The 16693-nt window shown below is 64.2% G+C and carries 13 protein-coding genes; 8 read left to right on the forward strand and 5 right to left on the reverse strand.

The window, feature by feature from the left end; translation table 11 throughout:
* Positions 1-69: 69 nt before the first annotated feature.
* Positions 70-1557: an NCS1 family nucleobase:cation symporter-1 gene (locus F6S12_RS19395; protein WP_019094042.1), complete on the reverse strand. Its 1488-nt coding sequence runs from the start codon at positions 1555-1557 to the stop codon at positions 70-72.
* Between the two features lie 622 nt (positions 1558-2179).
* Between F6S12_RS19395 and hydA the strand changes: the two genes are divergently transcribed.
* From hydA to preA, 3 genes are all read left to right on the forward strand, one after another.
* Positions 2180-3619 carry a dihydropyrimidinase gene (gene hydA / locus F6S12_RS19400; protein ID WP_194237804.1) on the forward strand — a complete coding sequence of 480 codons (1440 nt, stop codon included), beginning with the start codon at positions 2180-2182 and terminating at the stop codon, positions 3617-3619.
* A 220-nt stretch (positions 3620-3839) separates the two neighbouring features.
* Entirely contained in the window at positions 3840-5207 is a 1368-nt protein-coding gene (locus F6S12_RS19405; RefSeq protein WP_315869223.1) for an NAD(P)-dependent oxidoreductase, read from the forward strand.
* Positions 5208-6482: an NAD-dependent dihydropyrimidine dehydrogenase subunit PreA gene (gene preA, locus F6S12_RS19410; protein WP_194237802.1), complete on the forward strand. Its 1275-nt coding sequence runs from the start codon at positions 5208-5210 to the stop codon at positions 6480-6482.
* A 178-nt stretch (positions 6483-6660) separates the two neighbouring features.
* Here the strand turns inward: preA and F6S12_RS19415 are convergent, their stop codons facing one another.
* Complete coding sequence (locus F6S12_RS19415) at positions 6661-7281, reverse strand: TetR/AcrR family transcriptional regulator (RefSeq protein WP_183000491.1); 621 nt, start codon at positions 7279-7281, stop codon at positions 6661-6663.
* Positions 7282-7545: 264 nt separating this feature from the next.
* Between F6S12_RS19415 and F6S12_RS19420 the strand changes: the two genes are divergently transcribed.
* The 3 genes from F6S12_RS19420 to copD are packed head-to-tail and all read left to right on the forward strand — an operon-like array spanning position 7546 to position 9257.
* Entirely contained in the window at positions 7546-7980 is a 435-nt protein-coding gene (locus F6S12_RS19420) for a GNAT family N-acetyltransferase (RefSeq protein WP_315869224.1), read from the forward strand.
* Between the two features lie 29 nt (positions 7981-8009).
* Entirely contained in the window at positions 8010-8378 is a 369-nt protein-coding gene (gene copC, locus F6S12_RS19425; protein ID WP_125063729.1) for a copper homeostasis periplasmic binding protein CopC, read from the forward strand.
* 3 nt (positions 8379-8381) lie between these two features.
* Positions 8382-9257 carry a copper homeostasis membrane protein CopD gene (gene copD / locus F6S12_RS19430; RefSeq protein ID WP_315869225.1) on the forward strand — a complete coding sequence of 292 codons (876 nt, stop codon included), beginning with the start codon at positions 8382-8384 and terminating at the stop codon, positions 9255-9257.
* A 235-nt stretch (positions 9258-9492) separates the two neighbouring features.
* Here copD and F6S12_RS19435 read toward each other — a convergent pair whose 3' ends face one another.
* Positions 9493-10617, reverse strand: a complete 1125-nt coding sequence (locus tag F6S12_RS19435) for an HlyD family secretion protein (RefSeq protein WP_019094312.1) — start codon at positions 10615-10617, stop codon at positions 9493-9495.
* Positions 10614-12275, reverse strand: coding sequence for an MFS transporter (locus tag F6S12_RS19440; RefSeq protein WP_011060836.1), 1662 nt, complete (start codon positions 12273-12275; stop codon positions 10614-10616). Before F6S12_RS19440 ends, F6S12_RS19435 begins: the two co-directional genes overlap by 4 nt.
* Before the next feature lie 208 nt (positions 12276-12483).
* Here F6S12_RS19440 and dapF point away from each other — a divergent pair, with 208 nt between their 5' ends.
* Positions 12484-13278: a diaminopimelate epimerase gene (gene dapF, locus F6S12_RS19445; protein WP_315869226.1), complete on the forward strand. Its 795-nt coding sequence runs from the start codon at positions 12484-12486 to the stop codon at positions 13276-13278.
* 15 nt (positions 13279-13293) lie between these two features.
* Here the strand turns inward: dapF and F6S12_RS19450 are convergent, their stop codons facing one another.
* Positions 13294-14778 carry a DASS family sodium-coupled anion symporter gene (locus F6S12_RS19450; RefSeq protein WP_315869227.1) on the reverse strand — a complete coding sequence of 495 codons (1485 nt, stop codon included), beginning with the start codon at positions 14776-14778 and terminating at the stop codon, positions 13294-13296.
* A gap of 260 nt (positions 14779-15038) precedes the next feature.
* Here F6S12_RS19450 and F6S12_RS19455 point away from each other — a divergent pair, with 260 nt between their 5' ends.
* A complete protein-coding gene (locus F6S12_RS19455) occupies positions 15039-16646 on the forward strand; it encodes a methyl-accepting chemotaxis protein (protein WP_405046080.1) in 1608 nt (535 codons plus the stop codon).
* Positions 16647-16693 lie beyond the last annotated feature (47 nt).

The following is a 16693-nucleotide window of genomic DNA, read 5'->3' on the forward strand; positions in this document are numbered from 1 at the left end:
CGACGCCTTCGCTGGCAAGCCAGCTCCTACGGGACGGGGGTGGTGCCCGCGAGCACGCTGGCTGGGTGTTCATGTTGGGGTCTTGGCGGTCGCCACCTGGGGGCTGCGCAAGCTGCACAGGCCGTAGTAGATCAACCCGCCCAGGGCCGAGCCGGTGAACCAGCCGTAGCTGTAGAACCAGTTGAAGGCGCTGCTGCCCAGGGACATCAGGGTCAGGGCCACCGGTACGCCGAAGGCGATGAAACCGTGCCAGTTCCACGCCGGGTAGACGTCGTCGCGGTACAGGCCGGCCAGGTCCAGGCGCTGTTTCTTGATGATGAAGTAGTCCACCACCATGATCCCGGCAATCGGCCCCAGCAGGCTGGAGTAACCCAGCAGCCAGTTGGAATACACGGTCTCCAGGCTGACGTCGGAAATCAGCAGGCCGAGTTTTTTCAGCAACTCGTGGCCCATCAGCGCCAGCCCCACCAGGCCGGTGAGGATCACAGCGGTGGTGCGGCCGATCAGCTTGGGCGCCAGGTTCTGGAAGTCGTTGGTGGGCGAGACGATGTTGGCCGCGGTGTTGGTGGACAAGGTGGCGATGATGATCAGCGCCATGGCCAGGGCCACCCAGCCCGGGCTCTGGATGTGGCCGATCAGGCTCACCGGATCGGAGACGGTCACGCCCACCAGTTTCACCGAGGCGGCGGTCATCACCACCCCCAGGGCGGCGAACAGGAACATGGTCAGCGGCAGGCCGAAGATCTGCCCGAGGATCTGGTCCTTCTGGCTTTTCGCGTAGCGGCTAAAGTCGGGAATATTCAGCGACAAGGTGGCCCAGAAACCCACCATCGCCGTGAGCCCGGCCATGAAGTAGCCGGTGACGCTGGCGCCCTCGGGGCGCTTGGGCGGGATCGCCAACAGCTCAGTCAGCGACACGCTGGGCAAGGCCCACACCAGCAGGCCGATGCCCACCGCCACCAGCAGCGGCGCGGACAGGGTTTCCAGCCACTTGATCGACTCGGCGCCGCGCAGCACCACCCACAGGTTGAGGGTCCAGAAAATCATGAAGCCGATCACCTCGCCGGTGCCGCCCAGGGCCTTCCAGCCCTCGAAGATCGAGCCCAGGAACAGGTGGATCGCCAGCCCGCCGAACATGGTCTGGATGCCGAACCAGCCGCAGGCCACCAGGGCGCGGATCAGGCACGGTACGTTGGAGCCGATGATGCCGAACGAGGAGCGCAGCAGCACCGGGAACGGAATGCCGTACTTGGTGCCGGCAAAGGCGTTGAGGGTCAGGGGCACCAGCACCACGATATTGGCCAGCAGGATCGCCAGCAGCGCCTCGCCGACACTGAGGCCGAAGTAGGCGGTGAGCACCCCGCCCAGAGTGTAGGTGGGCACGCAGATCGACATGCCGATCCACAGTGCGGTGATGTGCCATTTGTTCCAGGTGCGTTCCTGGACCTTGGTCGGTGCGATGTCGTGGTTGTAACGGGGGCTGTCGAGTACGTCGCTGCCGGCGTCCAGCTCGTACAAGCCGGCGCGCTCGGTCACCTGGGATCTGATCTGTTGCATGGCCGCTCCACTGTTGTTCTGATTATTTTGCTCATCAGGCCGGCGCACCAAGGGACAGCGCGCCGGACGATGGCCGGAGAACTTACGACTTCCACCCTCCGGCACATCGACCTGCGGCGGCACTCAATAAAGATGCCAAGTACTTGCGCGGTCGTTGCTGCACGGTTGGCGGAATCCATGTAAACAACTGATGTCATTGGGTTTTATGCAAGCAACTTTCAAGCCCCTGGTTAGTTGCCAATCCACTCAGGCCGGGTGTTTGGCAAGTTGTCCATTCGATCAGGACCCAAAGCAGTGCACGGTTATTTTTCTAGTTATTTCCTGGTCTTCCCAGCGCCTCCTCAAGCAGCTGATTTGACATAGGAAATCTCGACTATTTTTTGATCCTGTCAAGTGCGTCAAAATGGTGAGAGGCTGCACCATTTTGCAGATTTGAACTTTTAATCGTTAAATTTCAACAAGTTATATTGAATATAAGCTTATAAAAAATATTCTTGCTGTTTCTTTGAAGTGCGACTAGCTTCTAATCCTGTCACCGCTGACAGGATTGTTTAAGTTGTCAGTGCGTTCAATAAAAAAGTTAGAACCGACAGCAGTCGGTCATGCCTGCGAGGAACTCGGAATGTCTCTGTTTATCCGTGGCGCCACCGTTATTACCCATGATGAAAGTTATAAAGCCGATGTGCTCTGCGCAGACGGTCTAATTCGCGCCATCGGCAACAATCTGGATATTCCCGTCGGTTGCGAAGTGCTCGATGGCAGCGGCCAATACTTGATGCCCGGCGGCATCGACCCCCATACCCACATGCAACTGCCCTTCATGGGCACCGTGGCCAGCGAAGACTTCTTCAGCGGCACGGCGGCGGGTCTGGCGGGGGGCACCACCTCGATCATCGACTTCGTGATTCCCAACCCCCAGCAGTCGTTGCTGGAGGCCTTCCAGCAGTGGCGCGGCTGGGCGGAAAAATCCGCCAGCGACTACGGCTTCCACGTGGCCATTACCTGGTGGAGCGAGCAGGTGCGCGAGGAAATGGCCGAGCTGGTGCAGCACCACGGCATCAACAGCTTCAAGCACTTCATGGCCTACAAGAACGCCATCATGGCCGCCGACGACACCCTGGTGGCGAGCTTCGAGCGCTGCCTGGAACTGGGGGCGGTACCCACGGTGCACGCGGAAAACGGCGAGCTGGTGTATCACCTGCAACGCAAGCTGCTGGCCCAGGGCATTACCGGGCCGGAAGCCCACCCGTTGTCGCGGCCTTCGCAAGTCGAAGGCGAAGCCGCCAGCCGGGCCATTCGCATCGCCGAGACCCTGGGCACGCCGCTGTACCTGGTGCACGTCTCGACCCAGGAAGCCCTGGACGAAATCAGCTATGCCCGGGGCAAGGGCCAGCCGGTCTACGGTGAAGTGCTGGCCGGGCACCTGCTGCTGGACGACAGCGTGTACCGCGACCCGGACTGGCAAACCGCCGCCGGCTACGTGATGAGCCCGCCCTTCCGCCCCCGTGGCCATCAGGAGGCCCTGTGGCGCGGCCTGCAATCGGGCAACCTGCACACCACCGCCACCGACCACTGCTGCTTCTGCGCCGAACAGAAAGCCGCCGGCCGCGATGATTTCAGCAAGATCCCCAACGGCACCGCCGGCATCGAGGACCGCATGGCGGTGCTGTGGGATGAAGGGGTGAATACCGGGCGCCTGTCGATGCAGGAATTCGTCGCCCTGACCTCCACCAACACCGCGAAGATCTTCAACCTCTACCCGCGCAAGGGCGCGATCCGCGTCGGCGCCGACGCCGACCTGGTGCTCTGGGACCCGCAAGGCAGCCGCACCATTTCCGCCAAGACCCACCACCAGCAGGTGGACTTCAACATCTTCGAAGGCAAGACCGTGCGCGGCGTGCCCAGCCACACCATCAGCCAGGGCAAGCTGGTGTGGGCCGACGGCGACCTGCGGGCCGAACGCGGTGCCGGGCGCTACATCGAACGCCCGGCCTACCCGGCGGTGTTCGACCTCTTGAGCAAGCGCGCCGAGCGGCATCAGCCGACGGCGGTTAAACGCTGATCCCGGGAGGGGGGCGTTGCCCCCCTATCGCGAGCAAGCTCGCTCCTACAGAAACCCATGCCCCCTGTAGGAGCTGGCTTGCCAGCGAAGGCGCCCGCAAATCCCTTGTAAGAGTCAAAGGCCTATTCGCCGGCAAGCCGGCTCCTACGGATATGGGTGATCCCAGCTATAGAAAATGCCCGTCAGAGGCAACCAAGAAACGAACCGTGAGGCCAAAACCGTGATCAAGACCTTGAACCACTTGCCCCACCCGACCCTGGACAACGCCACCCTGGCCGGCCACTTCAGCGACCTGGCGCCGCCGCTCAACGCCCGCCAGGCCCACCTGGAAGCTTCGCGCTGCCTGTATTGCTACGACGCGCCCTGCGTCAACGCCTGCCCCAGCGAGATCGACATTCCTTCGTTCATCCGCAATATCCACACCGACAACGTCCAGGGTGCGGCGCAGAAGATTCTCTCGGCCAACATCCTCGGCGGCAGCTGCGCCCGGGTCTGCCCCACGGAAATCCTCTGCCAGCAGGCCTGCGTGCGCAACAACGCCCAGGAGTGCGCGCCGGTGCTGATCGGCCTGTTGCAGCGCTATGCCGTGGACAACGCGCACTTCACCCAGCACCCGTTCCAGCGCGCCGCGCCCACCGGCAAGCGCATTGCCGTGGTCGGCGCCGGCCCGGCGGGTTTGTCCTGCGCCCACCGCTGCGCCCTGCACGGCCATGAGGTGGTGATTTTCGAAGCCCGGGACAAGGCTGGCGGCCTCAACGAATACGGGATCGCCAAGTACAAGCTGGTGGATGACTTCGCCCAGCAGGAGCTGGAGTTTCTACTGGGCGTTGGCGGCATCGAGATCCGCCACGGGCACAAACTCGGCGCCAACCTGAGCCTGACCGAGCTGCACCAGCAGTTCGACGCGGTGTTCCTCGGCCTCGGGCTGGCCGCCAGCAAGCAACTGGGGCTGGAGCATGAAGACGCCCCCGGGCTGCTGGCCGCCACCGACTACATTCGCGAATTGCGCCAGGCCGACGACCTCAGCCAACTGCCCCTGGCCGAGCGCTGCATCGTGCTCGGCGCTGGCAATACCGCCATCGACATGGCGGTGCAGATGGCGCGCCTGGGTGCCAGTGACGTCAACCTGGTGTACCGCCGGGGCGTCGAGGACATGGGCGCCACCGAGCATGAACAGGACATCGCCAAGGCCAATCAGGTGCGCCTGCTGACCTGGGCCGCGCCGCAACAGGTGCTGCTGGATGACCAGGGCCGGGTGCGCGGCATGCGCTTCGCCCTTACCCGCATGGTGGAAGGCCGCCTGCAAACCACCGGCGACACCTTCGAACTGGCCGCCGATGCGATCTTCAAGGCCATCGGCCAGAGCTTCGACGCTACAGCTCTGAGCGACCCGCTGGCCCGGGAGCTGCAACGCAGCGGCGAACGTATCCAGGTGGACGAACACCTGCGCACCAGCATTCCCGGAGTCTACGCCGGCGGCGACTGCGTCAGCCTCGGCCAGGACCTCACCGTGCAGGCGGTACAACACGGCAAGCTGGCCGCAGAAGCCATGCATGCCCGACTGATGCTCAACCAGGAGGCGGCATAAATGGCCGATCTGTCGATTGTCTTCGCTGGTATCAAGGCGCCCAACCCGTTCTGGCTGGCCTCCGCGCCGCCCACCGACAAGGCCTACAACGTGGTCCGCGCGTTCGAGGCCGGCTGGGGCGGTGTGGTCTGGAAAACCCTGGGTGAAGACCCGGCGGCGGTCAACGTGTCGTCGCGCTACTCGGCGCACTTCGGGCCCAACCGCGAGGTCATGGGGATCAACAACATCGAGCTGATCACCGACCGCTCCCTGGAGATCAACCTCAAGGAAATCACCCAGGTGAAGAAGGACTGGCCGGATCGGGCGCTGATCGTCTCGCTGATGGTGCCCTGCGTCGAAGAGTCGTGGAAAGCCATCCTGCCGCTGGTGGAAGCCACCGGTGCCGACGGCATCGAACTGAACTTCGGCTGCCCCCACGGCATGCCGGAACGGGGCATGGGCGCGGCGGTGGGCCAGGTGCCGGAGTATGTCGAGCAGGTGACCCGCTGGTGCAAGACCTACTGCTCGCTGCCGGTGATCGTCAAGCTGACGCCGAACATCACCGACATTCGCATGGCCGCCCGCGCCGCCCATCGTGGCGGGGCGGACGCGGTGTCGCTGATCAACACCATCAACTCCATCACCAGCGTCGACCTGGAGCGCATGGTGGCCCACCCCATGGTGGGCAGCCAGAGCACCCACGGCGGTTATTGCGGCTCGGCGGTCAAGCCGATCGCCCTGAACATGGTCGCGGAAATTGCCCGCGATCCGCAGACCCGCGGCCTGCCGATCTGTGGCATCGGCGGCATCGGCAGCTGGCGCGATGCGGCGGAGTTCGTCGCCCTGGGCTGCGGCGCGGTGCAGGTGTGCACGGCGGCGATGCTGCATGGCTTTCGCATCGTCGAGGAAATGAAGGATGGGCTGTCGCGGTGGATGGACAGCCAGGGCTACCACAGCCTGCAGGACTTCTCCGGGCGCGCGGTGGGCAACACCACCGACTGGAAGTACCTGGACATCAACTACCAGGTGATCGCCAGGATCGACCAGCAGGCCTGCATTGGCTGCGGCCGCTGCCATATCGCCTGCGAAGACACCTCGCACCAGGCGATTGCCAGCCTCCGGCAAGCCGATGGCAGCCATGTATATGAAGTGATCGACGACGAATGCGTGGGCTGCAACCTGTGCCAGATCACCTGCCCGGTGCAGGACTGCATCGAGATGGTGCCCCAGGACACGGGCAAACCGTTCCTCGACTGGCTGCACGACCCGCGCAACCCCTACCGCGAAGCTGTTTGAGAGAGAGGCCTGCTCTTGCCGGCGAAGGTGGTCTTGCGGGCCTCTTCGTTGGCAAGCCAGCTCCTACGGCTGGCAGGAATATCGCGGGAGGTTCTGTAGGAGCCGGCTTGCCGGCGAAGGCGGTCTTGCGGGCCCCTTCGCTGGCAAGCCAGCTCCTACGGGAAGCGGCGATGCAGGTTCAGGGTTCCAGGCCGATGCCGCGCAGGATGACGCTGGTGACGGTCTGGACTGCGCGTTCAAATTGCAAATCCGATAAAGGTTGATGGTCGTTGAGGATCATCACTTGATGATCGAAGTCGGCATAGTGCTGGGTCGAGGCCCAGATCATGTACAGCAGGCTCGACGGCTCCACCGGCAGGATCCGCCCGTCCTCCACCCACTGGCGGATCTTCGCTTCCTTCATCTTCGCCCAGTCGTACAGGCTGGCATCCAGGGTCTCGCCCAGGGTCGGGGCGCCGTGCATGATTTCGTTGGCCCAGACCTTGGAGCCATAGGGCCGGCTGCGTGAATGCTGCATCTTGGCGCGGATGTAGCTGCTGAGCACCACCCGCGGGTCATCGAACATCTCGAAGCACAATGCGTCCTGTTTCCACACATCCAGCAGGTCCAGGAGCACAGCGCTGTACAGCTCGTTCTTGGTGCTGAAGTAGTAATGCAGGTTGGAGCGCGGCAGTTGCACTTCTTCGGCGATGTCGGCCATGGCGGTGCCGGCATAGCCCTTTTCAGCGAAGATTTTCTCGGCACCCAGGAGGATCTTTCCCACGTTGCTGCGACGAATCTCGATCTTGTGATTGCCCATGAGGGCTCCTACGAAAACAGTCTGGGGCAAGACTAGCATTCGCCCGCCCGCTGCGGGGAGCTGTCAAGCCTGCGACATCGCCGGCCTGCGTCGGTCTTTCACCACCCGGCCATATTGGGTAGGATCGGCCTCCCGCTCATTTGCAGCAGCCACTGCGGTGCTCCGTCCAGGCGTTAATTCGCGACACGGGCATACAGGTCTCTGCCCGAATGCCGGCCCTGCACCATCGCCGGCCATCTGTCCTGTTACCGATGGAACATGCTCATGAAGATTCGCCCTCGCGTCGCTGCGGACGACGCCCTGCTGACCGCGCTCTGGGAGCGTTCGGTCCGCGCCACCCATGACTTTATCGCTGAAGACGATATCCAGCGCCTGTACCCGCTGGTACGCGACAGCTACCTGCCGGCCCTTGAGGCCTGGGTCTGGGAGAACCCCGGCGCCAGCCCCGGCGGTTTTATCGCCACCAGCGACGACACGGTACAAATGCTGTTCATCGAACCGGCCCAACGGGGCCAGGGCATCGGTCGAAAGCTCCTGGATCACGTACGCCGTCCCGGCCTCAAGGTCGACGTCAACGAACAGAACCCCCAGGCCCATGGTTTCTACCGTCGCTACGGCTTCGTCGACTGCGGTCGTTCGGAAACCGACGGTGAAGGCCGGCCGTTTCCGATCATTCACATGCAGTTGCAAGACCAATGAGCCCCATTCTCTTTAAAGGTAAACCTGCCATGTCCCTGAAAAACCTCTTCACCACCACCGCCCTGCTGACCTCCCTGCTGGCCGCCAGTTCGGTGTTCGCCCACGCCCACCTGAAAAGCTCGACCCCGCCGGCCCAAGGCAGTGTCAGCGCGCCCAGCGAGCTGCGTCTTGTATTCACCGAGGGCGTGGAAGCGGCCTTCACCCAGGTCAAGCTGAGCAAGGACGGCGCCCCGGTGGAGGTCAAAAGCGTCGCCACCGAAGGCGCGGACAAGAAGACCCTGGTGGTCACCCCGGCCGCCACGCCGCTGCGCGCCGGCGAGTACAAGGTGGAATGGCACGCCGTGTCGGTGGATACCCACAAGAGCGAAGGCAGCTACAGCTTCAAGGTGAGCCAGTAATCCATGGCGTCATGGCTGGTGCTGTGCCGCTTCGTGCACTTTGCGGTGGTGTTGACCCTGGTGGGCGCCTGGGTGTTTCGCCCGCTGTTGCTGGGCCGAGATTCCGCGCAGAGCGGCCATGGCGCCGTGCATCGACAGCTCGATCGACTCAGCCGCTGGTTGACGCTGATCGGCCTGGCCAGCGGCCTGTGCTGGTTGCTGCTGATCACCGCCAGCATGGCCGGCTCCTGGCCGGCAGCGCTGGACCCGGCGACCGTGCAGTTGGTGCTGGGCAAGACCTTCTTCGGCCAGGTGTGGAGCTGGCACCTGTCGCTCAACCTGCTGTTGCTGGGCCTGCTGCTGACCCCGCTGGGCCGGCGCCTGCCACTGCAACTGGGCCTGGGCGCCCTGCTCCTGGCAACCCTGGCTCCGGTGGGCCACGGCGCCATGCTCGATGGGTTGGCGGGGCAGATGCTGATCCTCAATCAGATCGTGCATTTAAGCTGCGTCGCCATCTGGTTGGGGGGCTTGCTGGTGTTGTTGCTGGTGTTGCGGCAACCCGCCGGGCTGTCTGTCGAGCCCTTGTTAAAGCGCTTCAGCGGCGTGGGTTATGGGCTGGTAACCGGCTTGCTGCTAACCGGCCTGATCAACGTGCGGGTGCTCACCGGGCAATGGTGGCCGACTCCATTGTTCAATGGTTTTGCCCTGATCCTGCTGATCAAGGTGCTGCTGGTGGCGGGGATGCTGGGGCTGGCGCTGTTCAACCGCCTGCGAATCCGCGGTTGCGACCAGCGCCTGTCGAGCCTGCGCAACAGCGTGCAGGTGGAATGGCTGCTGGGTGTGGCCGCAGTGGCGGCGGTCTCGTTGCTGGGCACCTTGCCGCCGATGCAAGTTATCTGAACGATCCCCCACCAGCCCTTGTAGGCGCTGGCTTGCCAGCGAAAGCGCCCGCAACATCGGCGCAAGTCTTGCGGACCGCTTCGCCGGCAAGCCGGCTCCTACGCAAAGCATCGAGCCTTGGGAAAACCCAGCCCTTGTAGGAGCTGGCTTGCCAGCGAAGGCGTTTGCAGCATCGGTGCAAATCTTGCCGGCCCCTTCGCCGGCAAGCCGGCTCCTACGTGAGGTGCTGTGTCGGCTATTGGCTGGTATCAATGCTGACCACCACCGACAACCCCGGGCGCAGGCGTTCAAGCTCTGGCTGGTCCGGGTCGACGGTGATCCGCACCGGCACCCGCTGGGCAATCTTGACGAAGTTGCCGGTGGCATTGTCGGCCTGCAGCAAGGCGAACTCGGAACCGGTGGCCGGGGAGATCCGCTGCACCTTGCCGGTGAATTTGCGGTGGTTCAGGGCGTCCACGGTAAAGCTCACCGGCTGCCCGACCCGGACGTTGTCCATCTGGGTTTCCTTCATGTTGGCAATCACCCACAGCTGGTTCGGCACCAGGGCCATGAGCTGGGCGCCGGAGTTGACGTAGGCCCCCAGGCGCACGCCGATCTGCCCCAGCTGGCCGTCCCGCGGGGCGAGGATGCGGGTGTTGGACAGATCGATCCGCGCCAGTTCCACCGCGGCTTCGGCGCTGGCCACCGCCGCTTCCAGGGAGCCGCGGTTGACGATCACGGTCTGCAGGTCCTGGCGGGCTATTTCCAGTTGCGCCTGGGCCTGGGCCACGGCGGCCACGGTCTGGGCATTGGCCGCGCGGGTCACGTCCAGTTCACGCCGGGACACCGAGCCGTCGGCAATCAGTGCTTCGTTGCGTTGCAGGTCGGCTGCGCTCTTGCGCGCCTGGGCCTGGCTGTCGGCCAGGGCCGCCTGGCGCAGCTTGATGGTGGCTTCGGCGCTGTTGCGCTGTTGCAGGGCATTGGCCAGGGCCGCCTTCTGCACCGCCAGTTGCGCCAGGGACTGGTCCAGGCGCTGCTGGTAGATACGGTCGTCAAGGCGCACCAGCAGGTCGCCGGCCTTGACCTGCTGGAAGTCCTGCACCGGCACTTCGAACACGTAGCCACTGAGCTGCGGGCCGATGATGGTCACCTGCCCCCGCACCAGGGCGTTCTCGGTGCTTTCGATGGCGCTGGAGAAGGGTGGCAGTTGCCAGGCGTAGAGCACGATCAGCACACCAACGATGGCGATGGCGGCAAAGCCCAGGGACGAGATGATGCGCACCGCCAGCGGCCGTGGCTCGGTGGCCGGCATGGTCGGCGGGCCGCTGGGCTCGGGAGTCGAGGCAATGGCGTTGGTGGTGGGGTTGACGGTTTCGCTCATGAAGAAGAGGCACCACTTTGTTGAACGGGAGCCGGGGCGGCAGGCGCGACCGCTTGGGTCGTGCTCATCAGCCACAGGCTGCGAATGAATATCCAGATCATGGTCAGTACCGCAATCACCGCGATCAGCATGAATACATCGTTATAGGCCAGTACGTTGGCTTCGCGCGTGGCCGCGGTGGCCAGGCTGCGTATGCCTTGCAGGGTGCGCAGGTCCGGGTCGGCGATGACCTTGCCGTAGGCCGCCCCGCCGCTCTGTACCCGGGCCAGGACCTGGGGATCGAGCAGAGTCAACTGCTCGACGATATGGCTGGAATGGTACTTCTCGCGCACGATCTGGAAGGTCCCGAGCAAGGCCGAGCCGATCAGCCCGCCAAGGTTCTGGCAGATGCCGAACAGCACCGAGAAGCTCACCAGGTTGCGCGGGTTGGTCAGCACGTTGCGGGTGCCCAGGACCATGGTCGGGCCAAGAAAGAACGTACCGCCGAAGGCCAGCAGGAACTGGCTGAAGTACATGTTGGCCGGGCGCGTGAGGTTGCTCGAAAAGCTGTCCATTACCGACCCCACGGCCATCAGCGCCAGGGAAATGACCAGTGGCATCAGCAGGTGCGCCGGGTTGATGGTCAGGGCGCTGGTGGCCAGCCCGGCAATGCTGCCCAGCAGCATCACCCCGTAGAGCATGCGCATCTGCTGGCTGCTCATGTTCAGCGCCTGGAGAAAGCCTACGGCGCCGGTGGACTGTTCCGACAGCACCATGCGAATCAGTATCACTGCCAGGGCCAGGCGGATTATCGCCCCGCTGCCCAGCCAGCGGGTCATCAGCATCGGGTTGCTGCGGTTATGTTCGATGCACAGCCCCGCCATGATCAGCAGGATCGAGGCGGCGCTGGCGTAGCCGATCCACGGCGCCTCCAGCCACCAGTCGATGCGCCCCAGGGACAGCACCGCGCACAGCAGGGCCACGCCAGTGGCCAATAGGGCAAAGGTCAGGAAATCGAGTTTCTCGAAGGTACGGAAGCGATCCCCCGGCGGCAGCTTGAGCATGAACACGCAGCCCAGGGAGGTCAGCGCCAGGCCCAGTTCGAACAGGTACAGGCCGCGCCATTCGGCGATCTGCAGCAGGTCCTCGGAAAACAGCCGGGCCAGGGGCAAGGCCAGTTGCGAGGCGCCCAGCCCCAGCACCAGGGCCTTGAGCCGCCACTTCGCCGGGAAGGCCTGGACCATGTAGTACAGGCCCAGGGAGCTCAGCGCCGCGCCGACCATGCCGTGGGCCGCGCGCACGGCGATGGCCGAGCTCAGGTCGTTGACGAACAGGTGGCCGAAGGTCACCAGGGCGTAGAGCACCAGGAACACTTCGGTGAAGGCGCGCAGGCCGAACTGCTGGCGAAACTTCACCAGCAACAGGTTCATCGACACGTTGGTCATCACGTAGGCGGCCGGCAGCCAGGCCATTTCCGCGGTGGTCGCCCCCAGCGCCCCCTGCAGGTACGGCAGGTTGGCGATCACCAACGAGTTGCCCAGGCCACCGGTGATGGCCACCAGCAAGCCCACCAGCGCGTAGGCCAGGCGCTTGTGGGTGGGGTGCAACGGTGTCGAGGGGGAGCCGGGCAAGCTGGGCTTTTCGTGGGGCTGCCAGTTGCGCGGGGCGTAGTGATCCATGCCATGACCTTGTGCTGTGCCGGCCGCTGTTGCGGCGGTCGGCGATATTCCCGGTGGTCCGGCAGTGTGCCGGAAAATCCCGCCGCCCAGGCAATGCCCGGGCTTGCAGGATGAATTTTATTTTAAGGCGCTGGCGTCGGTGGCTTTTTTTCGGAATCCTGCATGCGCTGCCCCCCGCCCTTCCCTGCCCTCGCCTGTTGGAGCCCGAATGCCGCTGAACTTTGTGAAGATGCACGCCAATGGTGACGACTTCGTGCTGATCGATGCCCGTGGCCGCACCAACCCGATCACCCGCGAGCTGGCCAGGGCCCTGGGGGACCGCCGGCGTGGCATCGGTTTCAATCAGTTGGTGGTGCTCGGCGATTGCAGCGACAGCGCGGCGCAACTGACCTTCTTCAACGCCGATGGTTCCAGCCTGGACACCTGCGGCAGTGCCACCCGGGGCGCCGCCGACCTGCTGATGCAGGAAAGCGGCGTCACCTCGGTGCAGGTGAAAACCGCCCGCGGCCTGCAGCAATGCCTGCGCCTTGAGGATCGGTCGGTGTCGGTGGAAATGGGCCTGCCTTCGTTCGACTGGCAGGCCATCCCCCTGGCCCGAGAGCTGGACAGCCTGCACCTGCCACTGCCTGGAACACCGGCGGCGTGCAGCATGGGCAACCCCCATTGCAGTTTTTTCGTCGACGATCTGGCACCGCTGGACATTGCCACGCTGGGCCCACAGATCGAGAGCGACCCGCTGTTTCCACACAAGACCAATGTGCACTTCATCCAGGTGATCGACCGCCAGACCATCCGCCTGCGCATCTGGGAGCGCAATGGCGCCATCCCCCTGGGTTCCGGCTCCTGCTCCTGCGCAGCGGCAGTCAACGGCATCCGCCGCGGCCTGCTGGACAGCCCGGTGCGGGTGCTGTGCGATGGCGGGCCGGTGACGGTGAGCTGGGACGGCCAGGGCAAGGTGCGCCTGGCCGGCAGCGTGATCCGGGTGTTCAGCGGGTCACTGTGAAGGGATTTACTTTTCTTAAATCCAGCCCAGCCATTTCCACCAGGTCATGGCGAACACCAGCATCAGCAGGTAGCCGATCAGCGTCACCAGCAGCCCGACCTTGGCGAACTGCCGCGCGTTGAAGGTCTCGGTACCCAGGCAGACCATGTTCTGCGGCGCGTTGATCGGCAGGATGAAGCCGTAGCTGACCACAAAGCCCAGGAGCATGGTCATGCCCAGGCGGCTGAACTCACCCGGCAGGGTCTGCAGCACGGCGATCAGGATCGGCAGCAAGGCCGAAGTCAGCGCCGTGGCGCTGGCGAACCCCAGGTGGATGAGGATCAGGAACGCCGCGAGAATCGCGAACACCGCCAAAGGCCCCACCTGGTCCAGGCCGGTATGGGCCACCACCTGGCTCCCCAGCCACTGCCCGGCCTGGGTACTGAGCAGCGCCGACCCCAGGCTGATGCCGACCCCGAAGACGATCACCGTGCCCCAGGGAATGCGCGACTGCACATCCTTCCAGGTCATGATGCCGATCCGCGGCAGCAGCAGTATCACCAGCCCGGCGTAGGTAGTGGTCGTGGTGTCGAAGGGGTGCAGCTTGCCTTCGGTGGACCAGGCCAACAGCAGCAGCACCGACACCGCCAGCAGGCGCTTCTGCGGCCCGGTCATGGGGCCGATGTCCGCCAGGGACTGGGCCACCGCTTCCTTGCCACCGGGAATGCTGTCGGTTTCCGGCGGCAGCAGTTTCAGCACCAGCCACAGCAGCACCAGGGACATGATCACCGCCCAGGGCGCGCCGGCGATCAGCCAGTCGAGCCAGGCCACGCGCTGGCCGAGCATCTTGTCCATGAAGCCTACGGTCAGCAGGTTCTGCGCCGCGGCGGTCTGGATCCCGACGTTCCAGATGCTGGTGCCCTGGGCCACGACGATCATCAGCCCGGCGGCGATGTTCGAGCGCTTGTCGACGCCGAAGGCGGCAATCACCCCCATCATGATCGGCACCACGCAGGCACTGCGCGCGGTGGCGCTGGGCACCAGCAGGCTGAGGAGGATGGTCACGGCAATGGCCCCGATAAGGATGCGCCGGGTGCTGGTGCCGACCCGGGCCAGGGTCACCAGGGCGATGCGCCGGTCGAGGCCGGTGTGGGTCATGGCGGCGGCGATGAACAAGGCTCCGGCCACCAGGGCCAGGGCCGAGTTGGAGAACCCGGTCAGGGCCAGGCCGATGGCCGCCGAGCTGCCATAGAGCTGGCTCGGGTCCTGCAGGGTGGGCGCGGTGCCGATGAGGAAGGCCATCAAGGCCGTGATCATGATCGCGCTGGCCTCGTAGGACACCGCCTCGCTGATCCACACCACCACGGCAAAGGCCAGGATCGCCAGCATCCGGTGCCCCGCCACCGGCAGGTCGGCGGGCAGTGGCAACAGCAGCACGGCAACCATCGCCAGCACGGCGATCAGCAATCCAATCGGTAATACAGCCTTGGCCGTGGGCGCCGTTGTCAGAGGCGTAGTCATGGGCCTTTTCCTTTGCAATTGGAGAGGCGCCCAGCTTGCTACAAAACCGCCAAAAGCGCGTTGATGAAGGTCAAGCTACCCGGCTGCCTGCCTTGGCTCTGCCGCTGGATGGAAGCCCCATGCACGCAGAGAAATATTTTTTTACATCTCTACAGATTTTTCATCTCTTTGGAGTCACAGTGCTATCAAGGCGACAAGGAGTCGAAAAAAATTGGCGGTATCACTCCAACCTGCAAGGTGCCTTTATGGTGACAAGAAACATGAAACTGACTTCCAGGGCGCTACTGAGTTTCGGCGCTATCTGTGTACTGCTGATTGGTCTGGGAGGGCTGGCACTGTGGAAAATGGGACAGATTCACGACGCGGCACTGGATCTGCAAACCAACTGGCTGCCCAGCGTCAGGCAAGCCACGAAAATCGAATCCGGCACCTTGCGCGTGCGCCTGGAAGCACTGCACTACGCCACTGAGAACGATGCCCAGAAAGCCGCTTCCCTGGACAAGCTGGGCACCCTGAAGGCCAGCCTGGCCCAGGCCATCAAGGATTACGAACCGCTGGTTTCCAGCGCCGAGGAAAAAACCGCCTTTGATCAGGTCAAGCGCGGCGCCCAGGACTACCTGGACAAGCTGGCGGTGCTGATCGAGAGCAGCAAGACCAACACTGCGCAACAGACCAGCGACTACATCAACCAGGTCACCGTGCCCCTGGCCAACACCCTGCAGTCCGCCATCGAGGCACTGATCGCCATCAACGAAAACGGCGCCGAGCACTCCGCCAACCAGGCAGGCCAACAGTTCGACACCGGCCTGACCCTGACCTCGGTGATCATCGTCCTGGCGATTGTCCTGACGATCCTCATCGCCACCCTGTTCACCCGCAGCATCATCCGCCCGGTGCTGTCGCTGCTGGCCACCACCCAGAAGATCGCCGAGGGCGACTTGCGGGCCCAGGTGGACGTCAGCGGCCAGGACGAGCTGACCGACCTGCAGAAATCCACCCAGGCCATGCTCGACAGCCTGAAATCCACCATCCGCCATATCGCCGATTCGTCCACCCAACTGGCTTCCGCGGCCGAGGAAATGAGCGCCATCACCCGCGAGTCCAACGCCGGCATCCAGCAACAGAGCATGGAGACCGACCAGGCCGCCACCGCGGTCAATGAAATGACCGCTGCGGTGGAGGAAGTGGCACGCAACGCGGTGTCCGCCTCGCAATCCACCCAGGCCTCCGAGCGCTCGGCCGGGCTGGGCAAGGAGCGGGTCGAGCAGACCATCCACTCCATCGAGAAACTCACCGGCACCGTGGAACACACCCGGCTGGAAATGGCCGGCCTGGCCCAGCAGGCCCAGGACATCACCAAGGTCCTGGATGTAATCCGCGCCATTGCCGAGCAGACCAACCTGCTGGCCCTGAACGCCGCGATCGAGGCCGCCCGGGCCGGGGAACAGGGCCGCGGCTTCGCCGTGGTGGCCGATGAAGTGCGCGCCCTCGCCCACCGCACCCAGCTCTCGACCCAGGAGATCGAGCAGATGATCCAGGGCATCCAGAGCGGTTCGAGCAAGGCTATGCTGTCTATGCAGCAAAGCAGCGAGGACGCCAGCCAGACCCTGGCCATCGCCCACGAGGCCGGCGCCGCCATCGGTCATATCACCCAGGCCATCAGCGAAATCAACGAACGCAACCTGATGATCGCCACCGCCTCGGAGGAACAGGCCCAGGTGGCACGCTCGGTGGACCAGAACCTGATGAGCATCCGCGACCTGTCGCTGCAAAGCTCGTCCGCCGCCAGCCAGACTTCCATCGCCAGCAGTGAACTGTCGTCACTGGCGGTCAGTCTGAACAAACTGGTGGCACGCTTCTCCCTCTGACCGGGCGCGACCGGTCAAGCGGTTCAGGATAAGTAACGGCAAGGAGC

The organism is Pseudomonas sp. JV245A, assembly GCF_032424515.1.
GTDB lineage: Bacteria > Pseudomonadota > Gammaproteobacteria > Pseudomonadales > Pseudomonadaceae > Aquipseudomonas > Aquipseudomonas protegens.

What these genes read in the sequence shown, in the direction of transcription:
- F6S12_RS19455 (WP_405046080.1), top strand. Translation starts at nt 15,039, where the DNA reads ATGAAACTGACTTCCAGGGCGCTACTGAGTTTCGGCGCTATCTGTGTA.
- copD (WP_315869225.1), top strand. Translation starts at nt 8,382, where the DNA reads ATGGCGTCATGGCTGGTGCTGTGCCGCTTCGTGCACTTTGCGGTGGTG.
- F6S12_RS19395 (WP_019094042.1), bottom strand. Translation starts at nt 1,557, where the DNA reads ATGCAACAGATCAGATCCCAGGTGACCGAGCGCGCCGGCTTGTACGAG.
- dapF (WP_315869226.1), top strand. Translation starts at nt 12,484, where the DNA reads ATGCCGCTGAACTTTGTGAAGATGCACGCCAATGGTGACGACTTCGTG.
- hydA (WP_194237804.1), top strand. Translation starts at nt 2,180, where the DNA reads ATGTCTCTGTTTATCCGTGGCGCCACCGTTATTACCCATGATGAAAGT.
- F6S12_RS19415 (WP_183000491.1), bottom strand. Translation starts at nt 7,281, where the DNA reads ATGGGCAATCACAAGATCGAGATTCGTCGCAGCAACGTGGGAAAGATC.
- copC (WP_125063729.1), top strand. Translation starts at nt 8,010, where the DNA reads ATGTCCCTGAAAAACCTCTTCACCACCACCGCCCTGCTGACCTCCCTG.
- F6S12_RS19440 (WP_011060836.1), bottom strand. Translation starts at nt 12,275, where the DNA reads ATGGATCACTACGCCCCGCGCAACTGGCAGCCCCACGAAAAGCCCAGC.
- F6S12_RS19420 (WP_315869224.1), top strand. Translation starts at nt 7,546, where the DNA reads ATGAAGATTCGCCCTCGCGTCGCTGCGGACGACGCCCTGCTGACCGCG.
- F6S12_RS19435 (WP_019094312.1), bottom strand. Translation starts at nt 10,617, where the DNA reads ATGAGCGAAACCGTCAACCCCACCACCAACGCCATTGCCTCGACTCCC.
- preA (WP_194237802.1), top strand. Translation starts at nt 5,208, where the DNA reads ATGGCCGATCTGTCGATTGTCTTCGCTGGTATCAAGGCGCCCAACCCG.
- F6S12_RS19450 (WP_315869227.1), bottom strand. Translation starts at nt 14,778, where the DNA reads ATGACTACGCCTCTGACAACGGCGCCCACGGCCAAGGCTGTATTACCG.